Genomic DNA, 19,511 nt, shown 5'->3' on the forward strand with positions numbered 1-19,511 from the left:
CACAGGTCTGTCCGGTTCATGCCCGGTCATGAATTTTGATCAGCTTACCGGCATTTGCGACCATGTCAGACTGATGGCTCCACTTAATGAATAACCGAGTCTGGCCGACGAGGAGTATGTCATGACCCATTTCAGGACGGAAAAAGACAGCCTGGGCGAAGTCCGTGTTCCCGAGAAGGCCCTTTGGGGCGCCCAAACCCAGAGAGCCGTGGAAAATTTTCCGGTCAGTGGCCTGCCCATGCCACCCGCCTTTATTGCGGCGGTGGTTCGGGTAAAGCAGGCGGCTGCCGACGCCAATGCCAGCCTTGGACTGCTGGACAACGACGTGCGTGACGCCATCGTGGCTGCGGGCGATCGCATACTGAATGGCGAGTGTGCTGACCAGTTCCCCATCGACCGGTACCAGACCGGATCCGGCACCAGCACCAACATGAATGTGAATGAGGTCATTGCGGCCCTGGCTAAACGGGAGGGGGTCGAGATCAACCCCAACGACCACGTCAACATGAGTCAGAGTTCCAACGATGTCATTCCAACCGCGATTCATGTCAGTGCCGTGACCGGTGTCCGCGAACGTCTGATACCGGCGCTGACGCATCTGTGCGGTGTGATTTACGAGCGCGAGGCAGAATTTTCAGAGCAGGTCAAAACCGGGCGAACCCATCTGATGGATGCGATGCCGGTTACCCTGGGCCAGGAGCTGCGCACCTGGCGGGAGCAGTTGCTGGCAATGGACAAGCGACTGGCCGCTGCGGCCGACGATCTGCTGAAGGTACCCCAGGGCGGAACCGCGGTAGGCACCGGTGTGAACGCACTGCACGAATTCCCTGAGCAGTTCGTCAAGTTCCTGAAGTCCAATACCGGCTACCATTTCCAGTCACTGGACCACAAATTTGTGGGGCAGAGTGCGATTGATGCGCCGGTGGCGCTGTCGGCACAGCTCCGGGGCCTGGCCATCGTGCTTACCAAGATTGCCAATGATCTGCGCTGGATGAACAGCGGCCCTATTCATGGCCTCGCGGAAATCAGCCTGCCGGCGTTACAGCCGGGCAGCAGCATCATGCCGGGGAAAGTGAACCCGGTGATCCCGGAGTCGGTAGCCATGGTAGGGGCCCAGGTCATGGGTCTGGACAACAGCATTGCCATTGCCGGTCAGTCCGGAAACTTTCAGTTGAATGTGATGCTGCCACTGGTGGGTGCCAACCTGCTGGACATGGTTGATCTTCTGAGCAACGCCTCCACCATGCTCGGCGACAAAGCGATTCGCGACTTCACCGTGAATGCCGATCATCTGGACTCGGCGGTGGGCAAAAATCCGGTGCTGGTCACTGCCCTGAATCCCGAGATCGGATACAGCCTGGCCTCGGATATTGCCAAGGAAGCCTACCAGAGCGGCAGGCCGGTGATTGACGTGGCGGAAGAGCGCAGTGGTCTGGACCGCGACCGGCTGGAAAAATTGATGGATCCGCTGAAACTGACCAAGGGCGGCGTGTCCTGAAAAAATCTCGTCCACCGGGCGACAGCTGACGGAGGCTGGGCAGTTTGCTGATTTCTCTCGAGCTCTTCGTGATGCTGGTGCTGGCAAACGGGGCACCGGTGGTCGCCGCCCGGGTGCTGGGCCGGCGCTGGTCCGCGGCCATCGACGGTGGGCGCCGGTGGCGGGATGGCCGGCCGCTGCTTGGCAGCAGCAAAACCTGGCGCGGCCTGGTCTCCGGTACCCTGGCATGCGGCCTGTTCGCGCTGACAACCGGAATGGGCCTGGTGTTCGGTCTGCTGTTCGGGTTGCTGGGGTTGATCGGGGACATGATCAGCAGCTTTATCAAGCGTCGTGCCGGGTTGGCCTCCAGTGGCCGGGCTATTGGGCTGGACCAGATTCCCGAAGCCCTGCTGCCGATGATTCTGGCGTGGTACTGGCTGGACCTGAACGGGCTTGTGGTGGCAGGTGTTGTGGTGCTGTTCACCCTCTCCAACATACTGCTGTCACCGCTGCTGTACCGGCTGGGCATCCGTCACCAGCCTCACTGAGCCCGTTCCGCTATTCTGGCCCGCTGGTGAGCGTATGCAAAGTCACCTCCGGGGGGCAATTCAGGCGCACGTTGACGACCGAGGTGCCGGTGCCGGGCGAGGTGTAGCCCTGCATGCCGTTTCTGCGCCACTGTCCGCGGCCCAGTTCCCGTGGACAGTCAGCGTCCAGGGTGACCGGAATGCCTCCGGGCAGGCAGATCTGACCGCCGTGGGTATGGCCGCAGAGGAACATGTCGTAGCCGGCATGAGCGGCTTCCCGCCAGATTTCCGGAGTGTGGCTGAGCAACAGGCTGGTGGCGCCCGGCGGAATCTCATCCCCGGCCTTGTGCAGGTTGTGGACCTTGTAAAAGTGGGCATCGTCCACGCCTGCCAAGTAGAGCTTGTCATCACCCCGTTGAAGGATGGCGTGTTCGTTCATCAACAGGTGATACCCCATGTCCTCGAGGCCCGGCACCATGCGAACACTGTCGTGGTTGCCCAATACCGCATACGCCTTGCCGTGAATGGCGTCCCTCAGCTGTGCCATGCCTTCCATGGCATCATCAATCGGCCCCCAGGTCCGGCGGCGGTAGTCCCCGGTCAGCACGCACAGGTCATACTCGAGCGGTTTGATCCGGTTGATGACCGCCTGCAGGTTAGCCTCGTCCATGTCCACGTGGAGATCGGTCAGCTGCAGGATGCGATAGCCTTCGAAGGCTGCGGGCAGGCCGGGAATGTGGAAGCGGTTATGGACGATGTCCAGGCGGCGGCTGTTGGCCTGTCCCCGCCGGAACAGCCCCGCCAGTTTCAGGCATGTGCTGATAAACCGCGGGGCGGAGGTGATGTTTTCAAGATGGAACGATTGCTGGTCCGGCCCGAAAACCTTTGCCTCTGCTTCACGTTCGATGCCGAGGCGCTGCCTGGCATGAACCGGGCCAAGACGGAGGCTCAGGCGATATTCCAGCAGTTCGTCCTGATGTTCTGGTGTATGTGCCCGGGCAGTCATTGCTCGTCCTGTTGGTTGTTGTCAACGTTTCCTGTCACGATCCGGTCAACACGCCCCTTCATTATGGTTAGGTCTGGGAGTGATGCAACAGAGAAGTCATAATGTTCATCCTTCTTAATACACGTTGTCACAGACAGAGAGTTCCATGTCCAGGGATGTCTTCTCCAAGGATACCGATTCAAACGAGTCCCCTGCCGGGGCGTTGGCTCCCTGGCACATTTTCCTGCTGTTTCTGCGGCTTGGGCTGACCTCGTTTGGCGGGCCCGCCGCCCACCTCGGTTTCTTCCATGAAGAATTCGTCAAACGCCGGCAGTGGTTATCGGACTCCGCTTATGGCGAGGTGGTGGCATTGTGCCAGTTATTGCCCGGCCCGGCATCCAGCCAGGTCGGCCTGACCCTCGGCTTTCTGCAGCGTGGCTACCGTGGTGCGGCCGCAGCCTGGCTGGGCTTTACACTGCCATCGGCATTGCTGATGACACTGTTTGCGCTTGGCCTTGGCCTGTGGCCGGAGGCCGGGGAAGGGGGCTGGATAACCGGCCTCAAGCTGTTTGTAGTCGCGGTTGTGGCGCAGGCGGTCTGGCAAATGGGCCGGACCCTGTGTCCCGATGGTCCCCGCTTGTCCATTGCAGTTCTGGTGGCGGTACTGTTGCTGACGGTGGGTGCGACCTGGATGCAGATTCTTGCCCTCCTGGCCGCCGGCGCGGCGGGTGCGGTATTGAAACTGCCGCAACAACAGTCGTCGCAAACGCTGACCATCCCCGTGCAGACCCGGCGCCCCATGGTCTTTTTCGCCGTGTTTGCCGGGCTTTTGATGCTGGCGTTTGTGCCGATTTCCCCGGGCTCGCTCGGTTGGATCTGGGCGGAGCTGTATCGTGCCGGTGCCCTGGTGTTTGGCGGCGGGCACGTGGTGCTGCCCTGGCTGCAGGAGGGTTTTGTCGCCTCCGGCGCGATGCCCGCAGACACTTTCCTGGCCGGCTACGGGGTTGCCCAGGCGATGCCGGGGCCGCTGTTTTCCTTTTCCGCGTTTCTGGGGGGCATACAGAATGGGTGGGCCGGTGCCGTGGTGGCCGTTGTTGCTGTTTTCCTGCCGGGGACCCTGCTGGTGTTTGCCGGCCTTCCCCTGTGGTCGTATATCCGCAGCCATGAGCTTGCCCGGGCCGCACTTGCCGGCGTAAACGCGGGTGTTGTCGGGCTGTTGCTGGCGGCACTATATGATCCGGTATTCACATCCGCCGTAAATAGCTCCGCCGCAATCGCATTTGTCATGCTGGCCTGGGTCAGCCTGGCCCTGTGGCGGGTGCCGGTGTGGATTCTGGCGCCCGGTAGCGCGCTGGCTGGTTTGATGCTTTTCTGATCTCGGTGTCAGGGGTGGCCAAACCGCGTCAGTGAGGCCACACTTGGGTGTAACTACACGCGCATTAATGAATGACTCAGAGGCAGAAGCTGATATGTCGACATCCTGCAATATTCCAGGCCTGAATGTACCGAAAAGCCGCTTTCCGGAACCGGAACAGGATTTGCCCGCCGGTGATTCCCGCGAGCAGAGAGTGGTGCTTGGCGGTGGCTGTTTCTGGTGTGTGGAGGCGGTTTTCCTGGCGGTTAGCGGGGTTAGCCGGGTGGAATCCGGCTATGCCGGAGGTGCCGCCGAGACCGCTAATTATGAGGCGGTATGCAGCGGGCAGACCGGTCACGCCGAAGTGGTGGATGTCCATTTCGACCCGCAGACAGTCAGCTTCGGAGAGATCCTGAAAGTCTTTTTCTCCGTGGCCCATGACCCCACCCAGCTCAATCGTCAGGGTAATGATCGCGGGACCCAGTACCGTTCGGCAATCTTCTATGAATCTGAAGACCAGAAGCGGGTAGCGGAGGCCTATATTCGCCAGCTCAATTCCGCCGGTGTTTACGAGGATCCGGTGGTAACCACCCTGGAGCCCCTGGAGGCATTTTATCCGGCCGAGTCCTACCATCAGAATTTTGCGGCCCGCAATCCCTATCAGCCCTACATCATGGCTGTCGCAGCACCAAAGATGGAAAAGCTTGTGGACACATTCGGTGACCGGCTGAAGCCCGGTTATACCGATAATGATATTGCCTGAGGAGGCTGCAATGAGCGTTTCTGCTGCAGGTTACGACCTGACACCGCTGACACCCGAAGAGATTGATGAAAAGGCTGCCAGCCTGTCCGTGGAAGAGCGCCGCGTGTTGCTGGACCATGGCACCGAGCGGCCGTTCTGCGGCACCTTGCTGGATAACAAGAATCCCGGCGTCTATTACTGCCGGCTTTGCGAGCTGCCGTTGTTCAGCTCGGATTCCAAGTTTGATTCCGGCACTGGCTGGCCCAGTTTCTTCCAGCCCTTCGACAAGGATCATATCCGCTACATTGACGACAACAGTATGGGTATGACGCGCACGGAAGTCCGCTGCCCACGGTGTGATAGCCATCTGGGGCATGTGTTCCCCGACGGCCCGCCGCCCACCGGGCAGCGCTACTGCCTGAACTCGGTGGCGCTGGTGTTCCGGGAAAACCGGGACTAGCGTCGTCTGCTGGCCAGCCAGCTGCTATTCGGGGCTTGCGGTAACTTTAACGATGTAGTCGGCCACGGCCTGAATCTGCTCCGATGACAGGGAGTCAGCGAAGGCCGGCATGACGCCGACGCCACTGGTCACCGCGTTGATGACCTGGTCGCGGGTGGGTTTCAGTTCATCCAGGTCCGGGCCGATGGCGCCCTCAGAGCCGGCATCCGAAAGGGCGTGGCAAATGGTGCAGGAGGGCTGTGCCTCCTGGACGAATACCTGCTTTCCTGTGTCGGTTTCACTGGCCTCAGCCAGGCAGCCAAAGCCCAGCAGACCGGCTGATAAAACAGCGACGGTTTTTCTCATAGTCGGTGTACCTGGAATCGGTCAGGGGGGCGGAAAACTCCGGATCCGGCCCCCGCCTTCTGTTAACTGACAGTGACCGTGACCCCGTGGTCACTCCACCCATTGTGGCCGTAACCGCGCTCGTTTTCCGTCCTGCCCTCTGGCTGGCTGTTGCCCTGGGTATCGGTGGCCCTGCTGACAATCCGGTATTCGCCGGGTGACAGGTCTGCGGCCATCACGAACGGACGCCATGCATAGGGGCCCAGATCCGGGCCCAGGAACCGTGCCTGTTTCCAGTTTTTGCCACCGTCCAGAGACACCTCCACCCTATCGAGTGCAACGGTGCCGCCAAAGGCTACGCCATAAATCATATTGCGACCGCTGCGACCGCTTTCAAGCGGAGCGGTAACCCAGGACTTGACGTTCATTTCCCACATGGACGGCTGGTCCGGGGATCCTTTCTCGCCCACATCCCGGATGCGGTAGCCGGAGGCCTGGATCTTGGCATCGGTCTGGTTTTCGGTGAAGGCTATGGTCTTGACGTACTTGACGTTGTTAACGCCGTAGTAGCCTGGAACCACCATGCGGAGCGGACCGCCATGAGTGTGCGGCATGGGCTCGTCGTTCATTTCCCAGGCCAGCAGGGCGCTGTCCAGGGCTCTGGTGGGCACCGACCGTTCAACCACGATGGTCTTCGGATCGAGGCCCTCGGGCAGTGATTCGCCCCCGGTACTGGTGATGTAGCGGGCGTCGGAATCCGGCCCGCCCAGGGCTTCCACCACATCTTTCAGCGGCACCCCTGTCCACATGACACAACCGGCGGCGCCAACCGACCATTGGGTGCCGCTGGCGCCATGGGGAAAGAATGCGCGGCCATTACCGGAACATTGCAGTACCGAGGCTACCGTTGTCACACCCATGGACTTAAGTTCGCCCACGGTGAGTTTGCGTGGATTACGGACGCCCTCGATGTTGACTTCCCAGGCGTCGGGATCATCGGTAATCGTTGCCGGAGGTGCCGGCAGATTGTTGCGCACGAACAGGCGGTCGCTGGGGGTGATGACACCGTTACCGATTGCACCGCGCTCGGTTTCCATGGTGTTGGTACTGTGGACGATCAGGGCACTGCGCTCTTTCCATGCTGCATAATCCGGTAATGATTTCGGTTCATCCGCCCTGGCGAGGGGGATGAAACCGAGCAGGCTTACTGCCGCCATGGCACCGGCGCTGCCCACCAGCAGCCGTCGGCGAGCGGGGCTTTCCAGCCCTGGATCGTTCGGGCCCCGGTGAAGGAATCTATCCTGTTGCATAGTCCGTCTCCTTATTAGGTTTGTCGTTGGACGGTGGAGCCCTGTACCTCTTTGCCAAGGGCAGGTTATATCCTTATTACCTATAGACTATCCATAGACTATGCTCAATATTTGATCAACGCTTTTTCCATTAAAAAGTGATGCGCTCTAGCGAATAACAGTGGACGCCAGATAGCTGGCGTAGCCCACGTACACCAACAGAAGTATCAGGCCGTAGGGCCTCCCGATGGTGCGCGATTTGCCGTTAAGCCCAAAGCTCATTACCAGGAGGCCGACGGTAAGCGCTGTCATCAGCGTCCAGTCGCGGTAAAGCACTTCCATATCCACTGCCAGCGGCTGGATGGTCGCCGCCAGGCCGACAACAGCCAGGGTATTGAAAATGCCCGACCCCACGATGTTGCCGAGTATCAGGTCGTGCTCGTTTTTCTTCACCGCCGCCAGGGCCGACGCCAGTTCCGGAAGCGAGGTGCCGATGGCAACGATCGTCAGGCCAATGATCAGATCGCTGACGCCCAGGCTCTGGGCAATGAATACCGCCCCCCAGACCAGCATGCGGGAGCTGACCAGCAGCAGGACCAGGCCAACCACCAGCCAGATCAGTGCATTCTTCAGTGGCATCGGATGGGCAACCAGCTCCGACTCGGTCTCGCCGATCAGTGAATCGCCCTTGCCCTGAATACCCTGGTAAATGGACCAGCCCATCACTACAGCAAACACCCCCAGCAGCACCCAGCCGTCGAGGCGCGTCAGTTCGCCATCGATCAACTGGTAACCGCCAATCGCAGTCAGTACCAGCAGCAATGGCAGCTCTTTGCGGATTACCTGGGAGTGCACGGCAATGGGAGCGATCACGGCCGTAAGGCCGACGATCACCGCAATATTGGTGATGTTCGAACCATAGGCGTTGCCCAGTGCCAGCCCGGGGTTGCCGTCCAGGGCCGCCATCGCCGACACCGCCAGCTCTGGCGCTGACGTGCCGAATCCGATGATCACCATGCCGATCAGCAGTGACGGCATGCCCAGGTGCTTGGCGGTTGCCGCCGCACCTTCGATGAATCGGTCTGCGCTCCAGACGAGAAGAACCAGACCAGCAATGATTGCTGCAAATGCCAGTAGCATAAAAGAAGCCCTGATGGTGGAAGCCCCACGGTATGAGACTAAAGTGGCGGTGATATCCTGGCCCGCAGGCGCGAGAATGATGACAGCACGCCCGGCGGGCGCATTTTAAACCTTTGACCCACCCGCGGCCACTGTTCGTAAAATCAGTATGTTGGCCAACAGTTGATCATCGCAATTTATTCTCTGGGTGAAAAACTGGATAATCGCGCCACAATCTCAAGCGCCCCCTGCTGATCGTGGACGGGTGACAGGCTTTAAACTAGCTAGGGTGATAACCAATGGCCGTTAGACAGGCAGATGTAGTGCTGGTCGGCGGTGGCGTCATGAGCGCCACCCTCGGGATGATGCTCAGGCAGCTGGATCCTTCCCTGGACATCGTCATGGTGGAACGTTTAGACCACGTGGCCCATGAAAGCACCGACGGATGGAATAACGCAGGCACCGGCCATGCCGGCTACTGCGAGCTGAACTACACACCGGAAAGCGAGGATGGCGAGGTAACCATCGAGCGGGCGCTGAAAATCAATGCCTCGTTCGAAGTCTCGCTGCAGTTCTGGTCCCATATGGTCGAGCAGGGCATCCTGCCGGAGCCCAAAACATTCATTAACCGCACGCCGCACCAGAGTTTTGTCTGGGGTGAAGACGGGGTGAAGTTCCTCAAGCGCCGTTTCGAGAAGCTCAGCGCCCATCACCTGTTTCGCGAGATGGAGTACACCGAATCACCCAGGGAGCTGGAAGAGTGGATGCCGCTGGTGGTGAAAAACCGTGACCCGATGCAACGGGTGGCTGCCACCCGGATCAGGCATGGTTCGGATGTGGACTTCGGCTCCCTGACCCGCAGCATGGTGAAATTCCTCGAATCCACGCCGAATTTCGAGCTGATGCTCAGTAGCCCGGTTCATTACCTTGCCAAGCGCGACAACGGCCGCTGGAAAGTGCGGGTGAAGAACCAGAAAACCGGCGAGCAGACCAAGCTGGAGGCCGGGTTTGTATTCCTGGGCGCCGGGGGCGGTGCATTGCCGATGCTGCAGAAATCCGACATCGACGAATCCAAAGGTTATGGCGGTTTCCCGGTGAGCGGACAATGGCTGGTATGTCAGAAGCCGGAAATTGTCAAACAGCACAATTCCAAGGTGTACGGCAAGGCACCGATCGGCGCGCCACCCATGTCCGTCCCGCATCTGGATACCCGCATCATTAACGGCGAGCCGGCACTTCTGTTCGGCCCCTTTGCCGGCTTTACCACCCGTTTCCTCAAGAAGGGATCGATGTTCGACCTGTTCGGATCGGTCAGCTCCACCAATCTGCGCCCCATGCTGTCCGTAAGCCGCACCAACATGGACCTGACCCGTTATCTCATCGGCGAAGTATTCCAGTCGCACAGTGACCGTGTAGCATCACTGCGCAACTACTTCCCCGACGCCCAGGAAGAGGACTGGCGCCTGCAGGAGGCCGGCCAGCGCGTGCAGATTATCAAGAAATCCCCGGAGGGCGGCGGAAAACTTGAGTTTGGCACCGAAATCGTAGCGGCGAAGGATGGCACCCTGGCAGCCCTTCTGGGGGCATCGCCGGGGGCATCCACCGCGGCCCACGCCATGATCGATGTGATCGAGCGCTGCTTCCCGGAACGTATGAAGACGTCCGAGTGGCAGGAGCGCATGAAAGTGATGGTGCCATCCTATGGGCAGTCGCTGGTGGATGATGAGCAGCTACTCAACAAAGTGCGGGAACGCACGCTCTCAACCCTGAAACTGGGGTGATGTTACAAATTGAACCAGAACAGGCAGAAGTGCTGGCAGCACCCGCTTGGCAGCCTTTGTGGCGCCAACTTGGGCGTGGTCTATTTCTTTGGTGAAGAGCCCTATGAGATGAGAGATTTGCTGAAACATCAGGAGGAGCTGGATTTCTATGTATAATTCCGCAAGGAATTTACAACAACGGGTCTGGTTCAGATCCTGAGGAAGACAGTTTGAGCAATTCCGATGCCGGCAGCCCGGCACCCGCCGACAAGCTGGTGCAACAGCTGGATGATGCGATCACGGCTCTCGATGAGAGCCGCAGCTTCGCCAAAGCCGCCAGCTTGCCCCCTTTGTTTGATGTGGTTCGGCAGGTGCTGTTACAGCCCGGCGGGTGCCAGGCCGTTCGGGACCGTGCAGAGCGGCTTGAGAAAGCCGGCGTGTTCCTGGGGTCGGATTGGGCGGAGCCGACCACTCTGCAACCCCAGCTTACCCCGTTTTCCCTTCAGAGCACCGAAACCGACACTGTTCTTGTCGAGGCCATGAGCGAGCTTCGCCTGCTTGCGGTGGCGATGGGTGACTACCCTCATGAGTCCATGTCGGCCGAGCAGGCCCATCACTACCTGACCCAGGTGCTCGCCATTAACCTCACCCTGCTTTTTGGTGAAGGCGGCGAGACGGAGCGTCAGCAGGGCAAGCTGGGGCTGATCAGCCGCTCCGTGTTGGACTATGTGGCGACCAGCATCGGTTACGAGCATGTGGTAGATCGCCTGATTGATGAAATCTGGCGCATCCTCCAGCAGCGGCCTATCCAGGTAGGTGGTGTTCGCCAGATGATCACCCAGATTGCCGTTTGCCGCAGCGATCCGAAAGTGGACATGGGCAGTGCCGGGCAGGGTGCAGAGCGTCTGATTTCCAGCCTTTACGGGCCGACTCAGGCCTGCCGCGAGGATCCCGGCATTGAGGTGTATGAAGAGCGTCTGAGTCACATGGATTCAAGCGCTCTCCAGGGGGAGGCCACCGGCTTTGCCCGTTCCATGCACGATACCGGGCTGGTTTCGCCCTATCACGCAACGTTTATCCGATTCATTCTGGAGAACCAGGATGCGTTGATCGCTGAATCGCTCGGGCTTTCCATGACCGGGCGGGATTGCCTCCTGCATTATCGGGATCTGGTGCTGACGCTGATTCGCGAGGGCATATTTCCGGAAACGGCACAGGGCATCTACGGCCTGGCACTGCTGCTCGAACGGGGCATTCTGTACCAGCCGCCGGTCGCACCGGCGCTCTGGCGGCAGACGACGCTCTCCCTGTGCCCGGAAGCCCGGCACCGTCTTGAGCTTGCCTATGGCTATAACCCCCAGCCCAAGGCCTGGCTGATACAGGGCGTTCTGAACATGCTGGGCCAGCCCCTGGGAGTGGGGCAGGGCAACAACCCCACCTGCCAGTCTGCCCGCGCCCTATCCATGTGGGCCTATAACGATCCGGATTATCTGTTGCAGATGGTCACCTGGGCGGCCCGGGATAACGAAATCATCATGCATTTTGAGGGCACGCCGGTGTCGTCGGCTTCCAGCCGTGGCGGCGTTGCGTTGGCGGTCACCCTGGACCTTGATCCGGTGTCTCTGGTAGTTGTGCCTCATCTCGACCGCATTTATGCAGAAATGGGACGTCTTTGTATCGGGCGTGAGGGCGATCCCCACCGCTGGGTGAATCCGGAGTTCCACGGCTGGTCTGCCGGGCGCGGCTTCAGTATCAATGTCGATGTCGCGACCGGCAAGCTGCAGGATCTGGAAGGGTTTCTGAGGCATTTTTATGCCAGCTACCACCCGCACTACAACGGCAATCAGCCCCTTGTGCACCCGCAACCGGCAGGCGTCGCCGTCACCGACAGCGCTGCACGCTTTATTGGCTGGCATGCAATCACCATACTGCGGGCAAATCTGGATCCGGATAACGTGATGCGGGTGTACTTCTACAACCCCAACAACGACAGTGGTCAGCACTGGGGCGGCGATGTGCAGGTAAGCACGGCCACCAAGGGCGAGCGCTTCGGTGAGGCCTCACTGCCTTTTGAGCAGTTTGCATCACGACTGTACATCTTCCACTACGATCCGCTGGAGCGTGGTGAACCCGCAAAAGTGGGCAGGGAAGAGCTGGCGCGGGTGATCGATCGCGTCCATCAGAGCTGGGGCCGTGACCGGCTACCGGCTGATTCGTTTCAGGCCGAGCCAGGGGGGAATTGAGCTCCCAGGCGACAGGCGTTGAGATAACAGGAGACAGGATGACCGCACAGGCCGACAATCGCAGAAACGGTGCAGAGCTTTTTGTTCATGCCCTGGAAAACGAGGGAATCCGGTACATCTTCGCGGTCCCGGGCGAGGAAAACCTCGATTTTCTGGAGGCGCTGCGTGAATCCGGTATCGAGCTGGTCCTCAACCGTCATGAACAGGCGGCGGGCTTCATGGCTGCCACCTACGGGCGCCTGACCGGCCGCGTGGGTGTATGTCTGTCTACCCTCGGCCCCGGCGCTACCAACCTGGTGACCGCGGCTGCCTACGCCCAGCTTGGCGGTATGCCGATGATGATGATTTCGGGCCAGAAACCCATCAAATCATCGAAACAGGGCCTGTTCCAGATTCTGGATGTAGTGGACCTGATGCGCCCGCTCACCAAGTACACCCGCCAGATCAGCAACGCCAATACTATCCCCGCCAAGGTGCGGGAAGCCTTCCGTATTGCCTCAGAAGAGCGTCCTGGCGCCGTCCACCTGGAGTTGCCCGAGGATATTGCCGCGGAAGTGGCCGATGCCGACACTCATATTTTTGAACCCAGCGATGCCCGCCGGCCCACCGCCAGCGTAAAGAGCCTCAACACCGCCTGCGACATGATCAACAAGGCCAGGCACCCGCTGATCATGATTGGTGCGGGTGCCAATCGCAAACGCGTGTCCCAGGCGCTGATCCACCTGGTCAACGTCACGGGTATTCCGTTCTTTACAACCCAGATGGGCAAGGGTGTTGTGGACGAGCGCCATCCGCGGTATCTGGGCAACGCCGCGCTCTCTTCCGGCGACTTTGTTCACTGCGCCATCGACCACGCCGACCTGGTCATCAACGTGGGGCATGACGTGGTGGAGAAACCACCTTTCTTCATGAAGCCCGGTGGCAAGCAGGTCATCCACGTGAACTTCAGCAGCGCAGATGTGGACCCGGTCTATTTTCCCCAGCATGAGGTGGTGGGAGACATCGCCAACAGTGTCGAGCACCTGGCTGAACGTTGTGGCCAGTGCTCGAGCCATGATTTCACCCGTTTCATGGAGGTGAAGGCTGCGGTGGACTGCCACCTGTCCGAAAAGGTCGATGAAGGCCGCTTCCCGGTTATCCCCCAGCGCATCGTCTACGACGTGCGCCAGGTGATGCCGGAAGACGGTATCATCGCGCTGGATAACGGCATGTACAAACTCTGGTTCGCCCGCAATTACCCGGCCTACGACAACAACACCGTACTGCTGGACAACGCCCTGGCGTCCATGGGTGCCGGCCTGCCCAGTGCCATGATGGCGGCCATGCTGTATCCACATCTGAAGGTGATGGCGGTCTGTGGCGACGGTGGTTTCATGATGAACAGCCAGGAGCTGGAAACCGCGGTGCGCCTGAAGCTCAATCTGGTCATATTGATCATCAATGACAACGCCTATGGCATGATCAAGTGGAAACAGTCCCAGGAAGGCTTCGAGAATTTCGGGCTTGATTACAACAACCCGGACTTCGTGAAGTACGCCGAAGCCTACGGCGCCATCGGCCATCGCATTGAACGCACCGAGGACCTGCAGCCGACGCTGAAACAAGCCCTGACCGCAGGCGGTGTGCAGCTGATTGAAGTCCCGGTGGATTACAGCGAAAACCGCCGGGTGTTTGATGAAGAATTGGTAAAGCTCACCTGCAACCTCTAGCCGGTGTAGTATCATCCGCTCTGAATTGATATGAGTCTGAGGGTGGGTGAATGACTGAAACGTGGTTGAGGATGGCGTTACTGTCGCTGGTTCTGGCTATGGTTGCCGGATGCAGCAAACCGGAGACGCCCCAGGAAGTGGCTGCCGAATTCTGGCAGGCGATGGCCGAGAACGATGCCGATGCTGTTGCCGATCTGTCAACGCTTGCTGCGCCTTCCGGCTTTGACGGCTATGGCCGTGATTGGCTGGACACCGTGCCCGGTTTCGGCCGGGTTGTTATTGACGGCCGCAAAGCCACGATTGTTACCCGCCTGCCGCCCGCAAACGGCACTTCGGGGCAACGCCGGGAAGTGATGACCCACCTTGTGGAACTCAATGGTGGCTGGCTGGTGGACTACCAGCGCACCGGCGAAGCCATCATGAACCCCTCACCCCTGGACGGCCTGATGGGCGAAATCAACAAGCTCGGAGAGCGCCTGTCAGCGACCTTCAGCCGGTCTTCCAGCGACCTGGCCCTGCAGATGGACGCCATGGCCCGTGAGTTTGAAGCCTATTCCGACGAAGCCAGTCGCCAGGCCCGGCAAGCCATGGAGAGCTATGGCCGTGCCCTGCAGGACTTTATGGAAGAACTCGAGAAATCCATTGAACAGGCCCTGGAAGACAATCAGCAGGCTCCCGCCCGAGACCGCAGTGCTTTGCAGCAGACTGCCAACGATCTGGAGCAGAGCAGCGAAAGGCTGGATGAGCCGGACTTTGATGTATTCGCTGACAGCTCACGCGTGCTGGCAGAGGCCGGCGCCCGGTTTTCACGTTTAAGCGACGAGTCGTTCAATAGCTACCAGCAGAAGTGGGACGCCAAGCTGAATGACATCAGCGTGCGCACGAACCGGTTTTTTGAAGACCTGAAAAACGCGTCAAGCTGATCCGCTGTCACAATCGTGTCATGTTCTTCTGATGTACTGAAGGTGTGTTAGTCCCTGAAAGCGACTATCGGAGCTCCGGCTCCTCTGCATCTTTGAGCCATCGGACGGCTCTTTTTTTTACTGAATCCCGGCGCTATCCCGCCAGACTGGCGACCACGAACCCTACCGTGACTACCGTAAAAGACGTTGCCAGTATTGCCAGCAACCCGTCCCTTGCCACGATAGCCAGCCCGAAGGCCATCAGCGCTGCTCCCGCGCCATTGGCACTGAAGGGGACGACTTCCATTGCCGGCATGATCATGGCCACCAGCATGCAGATAACCGCCATAACATAAAGCCCCGGCCCGTCCACCAGGAACACAAGCCGCTGTCCTGTCCAGCGGTCAAGGAATCGTGCCGGCTTTTGCAGCCAGTCCACGCCCTTCAGCAGCTTCTCCTGTGGCACCGAGCGTTGCGATACCCACGCGGGCAACCAGATCGAGTGGCGCCGGAACAACAGTTGCCCGAGCGTCAGTAACACGATCATCCCCATAACCGTCGGAACACCGGGAATATCCCCGACCAGCGGCGCGATGGTTATCAGTCCTGCCAGCAATACCACGGGCCCGAAGGAACGCTCTCCCACACTGTTGAGAATATCCTTCACCGATACCTGCCCGGCGTTTGCTGACGATTGGCTGATCTGCTCCAGAAGCTGCTGCAGGTTGGTGGCGTCGTTGTGGTTTCTTTCCATGTTCAGTACCGCTAAAGACAATCCATCAGTGTTGCTGTGGATTATATCGGCTTCCATGCGCCCCGGGCGACCATACTGTTTTGCCTGGCTGATTTTATGATGTCGGCCTCCGGTGCATGTCCTGATAAGGAGTAGGGCTTTTCAGGGAATATTATATGCAATAATAATCTAACGATAGAACCTAAAGTTTGGTAGGATTTGATTAATCTCAAGCGCCACAGGCTACCAATAAAGACAAGAGGTTCTAGGCATGATCAGCAACACAACCATTGCAAAGGGCGATGTCAAAGCGCACACCGTCGTGATCGTAGGCGGCGGCGCCGCCGGTATTTCCGTAGCGGCCAGCCTTCACAGGCGTGACCCGGGTATCGACCTGGCCATCATTGAACCTGCCACCAGGCATCACTATCAGCCCGGCTGGACCATGGTCGGAGGTGGCGTTTTCCGCCCGGAAGTGACGTCAAAGCCAATGGCGGAAGTGATGCCGCAGTTTGTTTCCTGGTATCAGAAAGCGGTGACAGCCGTAGACCAGGACAATAACCAGGTGGTGCTGGACGACGGTTCAGCCATCAGCTACGAGTCGCTGGTGCTGGCGCCGGGGCTGGAACTTAACTGGGGCGGCATTGAGGGCCTTGAGGCAGCGCTGGGAAACAACGGCGTGACGTCGAACTATCGCGAAGGCATGGCCAGCTATACCTGGGACATGGTCCAGAATCTCAAGCAGGGCAGGGCCCTGTTTAGCCAGCCACCCATGCCGATCAAGTGCGCCGGTGCTCCCCAGAAAGCGATGTATCTGTCCGCGGATTACTGGCTCAAGCATGGTGTACTGGGCAACCTGGATGTTCAGTTCCATAACGCTGGAGCGGTGCTGTTTGGTGTGCCGGCTTATGTGCCGGCACTGGAAGCCTACATTGAGAAATACGGTATCGATGTGAACTTCCAGAGCACGTTGGTGGCGGTTAACGGCCCGGCCAAAACCGCCGTGTTCCGCAGTACAGATGGCGACGGCAACAGCCAGGACCGTGAAGTCAATTTCGAGATGCTGCACGCGGTGCCTCCCCAGCGCGCTCCGCAATTCATCCGGGAATCGGCCCTTGCCAACGAGGGCGGATGGCTGGATCTGGAAGACGACACCCTGCGCCACAAAACCTTTCCCAATATCTTCGGTCTTGGTGACGTCAGTGGCACCGGAAATGCCAAAACCGCCGCCGCCGTTCGCAAACAGGCGCCGGTAGTGGCAGAGAATCTCATCGCCAGTCTTCGCAATGAGCCCCTGCGGGCAGCCTACCTGGGTTATGGCTCCTGCCCGCTCACCGTAGAAAACGGCAAGATCGTGCTGGCGGAGTTTGGCTACGGTGGCGTGCTGCAGCCCAGCTTCCCCAAATGGATCAACGATGGCACCAAAGCCACCCGCGCCGCCTGGTATCTCAAGGCCAAGCAGCTACCAACGTTGTACTGGCACGGCATGTTGAAGGGTCACGAGTGGATGGCCAAACCTGCGGTTCGTTCAATCAAGGGCTGACCTGCGGTCGGCCCCTTCGATCATTGTAAAGCTCACACGATTAACGGACGGATGACTCAGCTAATGTCATCTTTCCGACGCCAAAGTGAAACAAATACCGCTTATCTTTAAATGACCCGTAGTTCGATGCGCACTCTCGCTCAGAAGGGAAGCTGCAACGAGGGTTATCCCTGCCTGAGTGTCTGGTAATGGAAGCACTCGGCAAACTTTCTTCCTCTCCGAACGCCAGGAGCCGTGACGCTATGACGCTTGAAACCAAATCCGGATACCAGCTCGACGAATCATCTGAGGACATCTCCACGAACCCTACTGGGAGCACTCCTTTTAAGGAGGTCGCGGCCGCGCAACTGTCGCGTCGCAGGCTCCTTCAGGGCTCGCTAGCCGTGGCGGCTACCAGCTTCTTTTTACCGGCTTCGGTCTATGCCAAAGGAATGGGCAAATCGCTCGCGCCCGGCCAGAATAGGGGCCCGCTCCTGAATTTCGCACCCTTGACCATCAAGGACGCCACAGCGGCTGGCGGCAAGACGATTACCATCTCGCCGGACTATGAATATCAGGTTCTGATTCCCTGGGGAACGCCGATCAACCCGGACTCGGGAATCGCCCCCTACGAAGGCGATCCGGGCAGTCGCCCGACTTCCGCAGAGCAGGAACAGATGATCGGCATTGGCCATGATGGCATGTGGTTTTTCCCCTCGAATCTGCCGGATGTGCTCGCAACAGAAGTCCGGCGCGGTAGTGAGCTACCGGCGCAAGCCCGCCGCCGCGTGCTCAGTAGCAGTTCTGGCATGCTCTGTGTCAACCATGAATACGGAACCAACCCTCACCTCCTTGGCAAGGCAAGCCCGGAAAGCCTGGAAGATGTCCGGCTTTCACAGGCGGCCCACGGTGTCTCGGTGGTTGCCATCGGCCGGGACTGGCGTGGCAAGTGGGACGTGGTGCCAAGCGCGCTGAGCCGCCGTATCACGGGCAACACGGAAGTTACGTTTTCCGGCCCTGTCGCGGGAAGTCCATTGTTGGAAAACCCTATCGGTAACACCCCGCAAGGCACACTGAACAACTGCGGCTCCGGCCCAACGCCCTGGGGCACATATCTTACCTGCGAAGAGAATTTCAACGGCTATTTCGGATCATCAGATGCGAGCATCGGCGGTTTCGACGCTCTTCAGGATGAGGCGTATGGACGTTATGGCTTTAGCCGGTTTGGCTTCGGCTACTCCTGGCATGTGTACGATGAGCGTTTCGATCTGAAGAATGGCAATTATGCCAACGAATCCAATCGCTTCGGCTGGATCGTTGAGATCGATCCCTTCGATGGCGCACAGACGCCTGTCAAACGAACTGCCCTGGGCAGATTCAAGCACGAGGCCGCCGCCGTGAAAGAGCTCGAAGATGGCCGGATTGCCGTGTATATGGGCGATGACCAGCGTGGTGACTACTGCTACAAATACGAATCCAACGAACCATGGCGGAAGTCCATCGCCGCCGGCATGAGCCCTCTCGACGATGGCAAGTTGTATGTGGCACGTTTTGATCAGGGCAGTAACGGCAACGACGGTCAGGGCACGGGCGTATGGATCGAACTCACCTCGGCGAATTCTGCAATTGCTAACGCCGGCCTCGACACCCAGGACAAGGTGCTCACCTATGCACGGCTCGCGGCAGACGCTGTTGGCGCCACTCCAATGGATCGCCCGGAGTGGAGTACTATCGGAAAAGAAGGAGAGGTCTACTGGACCCTGACGAACAACGATCGCAAGGACGATGGCCAGGGCGAGCTCAGCGAAGCCAACCCTATTTTCGAAAATACGGATGGCTACATTATCGCGACCACTGATACCAGCGAGACGACGTTCACCTGGAATCTGTTCCTGCTGGCCCGCAATACCCGTTCACCAGACGACCCGAAGACGGCGATCGATTCTCAGGATCTGTCTTTCGCCAATTATCAGGCCCCAGCGGACGAAGGTGCCAATGTGTTTACCGACCCGGATGCCGCGTTCGCCGACCCGTTCGGCCGTCTGTTCATCGGCACCGATGGTGGCCAACCCGACGGACTTCAGGACCAGCTGGTTGTGTTCGACACAAACACAGGTGAATACCGGCGCCTGTTGATGGGTGTGAACTCAGACGAAATAACGGGGCTGGCCCCAACGCCTGATTTCGGTACGCTGTTCACCAACACCCAACACCCGGGTGATGGAGATCCGAAAGCGACAAACTTCCCGGCCAAAACCGATGGCGTTACCATCCCACGTGACGCCACCATCGTAATCCGCAGGAAGGACGGCGGCATCGTCGGTTCCTGAGTCTCGATCGTTATTGATGGCGAAATAACCGCGAC

At 59.2% G+C, this 19,511-nt stretch carries 17 protein-coding genes; 12 read left to right on the plus strand and 5 right to left on the minus strand.

All coding sequences use genetic code 11. The annotated features are described in order from the left end of the window. Positions 1-121 precede the first annotated feature (121 nt). Together DIT71_RS01755 and DIT71_RS01760 are read left to right on the plus strand one after the other, a co-directional pair. On the plus strand, positions 122-1,498 hold the full coding sequence (locus DIT71_RS01755) for a class II fumarate hydratase (RefSeq protein WP_114611475.1): 1,377 nt from the start codon (positions 122-124) through the stop codon (positions 1,496-1,498). 44 nt (positions 1,499-1,542) lie between these two features. Next, complete coding sequence (locus tag DIT71_RS01760; protein ID WP_114611476.1) at positions 1,543-2,025, plus strand: CDP-archaeol synthase; 483 nt, start codon at positions 1,543-1,545, stop codon at positions 2,023-2,025. 10 nt (positions 2,026-2,035) lie between these two features. Here the strand turns inward: DIT71_RS01760 and DIT71_RS01765 are convergent, their stop codons facing one another. Continuing rightward, positions 2,036-3,010 (minus strand): metallophosphoesterase, encoded by a 975-nt coding sequence (locus DIT71_RS01765; RefSeq protein WP_114611477.1) that lies wholly within the window; start codon positions 3,008-3,010, stop codon positions 2,036-2,038. 145 nt (positions 3,011-3,155) lie between these two features. On the opposite strand from DIT71_RS01765, the gene chrA reads away from it, so the two are divergent. The 3 genes from chrA (at position 3,156) to msrB (ending at position 5,545) form a co-directional block, all read left to right on the plus strand. Further along, on the plus strand, positions 3,156-4,364 hold the full coding sequence (gene chrA, locus DIT71_RS01770) for a chromate efflux transporter (RefSeq protein WP_114611478.1): 1,209 nt from the start codon (positions 3,156-3,158) through the stop codon (positions 4,362-4,364). Between the two features lie 94 nt (positions 4,365-4,458). Beyond that, positions 4,459-5,106 carry a peptide-methionine (S)-S-oxide reductase MsrA gene (gene msrA / locus DIT71_RS01775; RefSeq protein WP_114611781.1) on the plus strand — a complete coding sequence of 216 codons (648 nt, stop codon included), beginning with the start codon at positions 4,459-4,461 and terminating at the stop codon, positions 5,104-5,106. 10 nt (positions 5,107-5,116) lie between these two features. Then, positions 5,117-5,545 (plus strand): peptide-methionine (R)-S-oxide reductase MsrB, encoded by a 429-nt coding sequence (gene msrB, locus DIT71_RS01780; protein WP_114611479.1) that lies wholly within the window; start codon positions 5,117-5,119, stop codon positions 5,543-5,545. Positions 5,546-5,569: 24 nt separating this feature from the next. Here the strand turns inward: msrB and sorU are convergent, their stop codons facing one another. The 3 genes from sorU to DIT71_RS01795 form a co-directional block, all read right to left on the minus strand. Then, a complete protein-coding gene (gene sorU, locus DIT71_RS01785; RefSeq protein ID WP_114611480.1) occupies positions 5,570-5,890 on the minus strand; it encodes a SorU family sulfite dehydrogenase c-type cytochrome subunit in 321 nt (106 codons plus the stop codon). Between the two features lie 62 nt (positions 5,891-5,952). Then, on the minus strand, positions 5,953-7,179 hold the full coding sequence (sorT, locus tag DIT71_RS01790; protein ID WP_114611481.1) for a SorT family sulfite dehydrogenase catalytic subunit: 1,227 nt from the start codon (positions 7,177-7,179) through the stop codon (positions 5,953-5,955). Positions 7,180-7,326: 147 nt separating this feature from the next. Beyond that, a complete protein-coding gene (locus tag DIT71_RS01795) occupies positions 7,327-8,298 on the minus strand; it encodes a calcium/sodium antiporter (protein WP_199490929.1) in 972 nt (323 codons plus the stop codon). 278 nt (positions 8,299-8,576) lie between these two features. Here DIT71_RS01795 and mqo point away from each other — a divergent pair, with 278 nt between their 5' ends. The 5 genes from mqo to DIT71_RS01815 are packed head-to-tail and all read left to right on the plus strand — an operon-like array spanning position 8,577 to position 14,912. Beyond that, a complete protein-coding gene (gene mqo, locus DIT71_RS01800) occupies positions 8,577-10,058 on the plus strand; it encodes a malate dehydrogenase (quinone) (RefSeq protein WP_114611482.1) in 1,482 nt (493 codons plus the stop codon). Positions 10,059-10,067: 9 nt separating this feature from the next. Then, entirely contained in the window at positions 10,068-10,214 is a 147-nt protein-coding gene (locus DIT71_RS17910) for a hypothetical protein (RefSeq protein ID WP_158538945.1), read from the plus strand. Positions 10,215-10,267: 53 nt separating this feature from the next. Continuing rightward, entirely contained in the window at positions 10,268-12,280 is a 2,013-nt protein-coding gene (locus DIT71_RS01805) for a hypothetical protein (protein WP_114611483.1), read from the plus strand. 38 nt (positions 12,281-12,318) lie between these two features. Continuing rightward, complete coding sequence (locus DIT71_RS01810; protein ID WP_114611484.1) at positions 12,319-13,989, plus strand: acetolactate synthase large subunit; 1,671 nt, start codon at positions 12,319-12,321, stop codon at positions 13,987-13,989. 50 nt (positions 13,990-14,039) lie between these two features. Further along, complete coding sequence (locus DIT71_RS01815) at positions 14,040-14,912, plus strand: hypothetical protein (protein WP_114611485.1); 873 nt, start codon at positions 14,040-14,042, stop codon at positions 14,910-14,912. A 133-nt stretch (positions 14,913-15,045) separates the two neighbouring features. Here DIT71_RS01815 and DIT71_RS01820 read toward each other — a convergent pair whose 3' ends face one another. Next, positions 15,046-15,645 (minus strand): exopolysaccharide biosynthesis protein, encoded by a 600-nt coding sequence (locus DIT71_RS01820; protein WP_114611783.1) that lies wholly within the window; start codon positions 15,643-15,645, stop codon positions 15,046-15,048. Between the two features lie 250 nt (positions 15,646-15,895). Here DIT71_RS01820 and DIT71_RS01825 point away from each other — a divergent pair, with 250 nt between their 5' ends. Together DIT71_RS01825 and DIT71_RS01830 are read left to right on the plus strand one after the other, a co-directional pair. Further along, the gene (locus DIT71_RS01825) at positions 15,896-17,167 is read left to right on the plus strand and encodes an NAD(P)/FAD-dependent oxidoreductase (protein ID WP_114611486.1); all 1,272 of its coding nucleotides are present in this window, start codon (positions 15,896-15,898) and stop codon (positions 17,165-17,167) included. Positions 17,168-17,409: 242 nt separating this feature from the next. Beyond that, positions 17,410-19,476, plus strand: a complete 2,067-nt coding sequence (locus DIT71_RS01830; RefSeq protein WP_114611487.1) for a PhoX family protein — start codon at positions 17,410-17,412, stop codon at positions 19,474-19,476. Positions 19,477-19,511: the final 35 nt, after the last annotated feature.

Source organism: Marinobacter vulgaris (assembly GCF_003344045.1).
Taxonomy (GTDB): domain Bacteria; phylum Pseudomonadota; class Gammaproteobacteria; order Pseudomonadales; family Oleiphilaceae; genus Marinobacter; species Marinobacter vulgaris.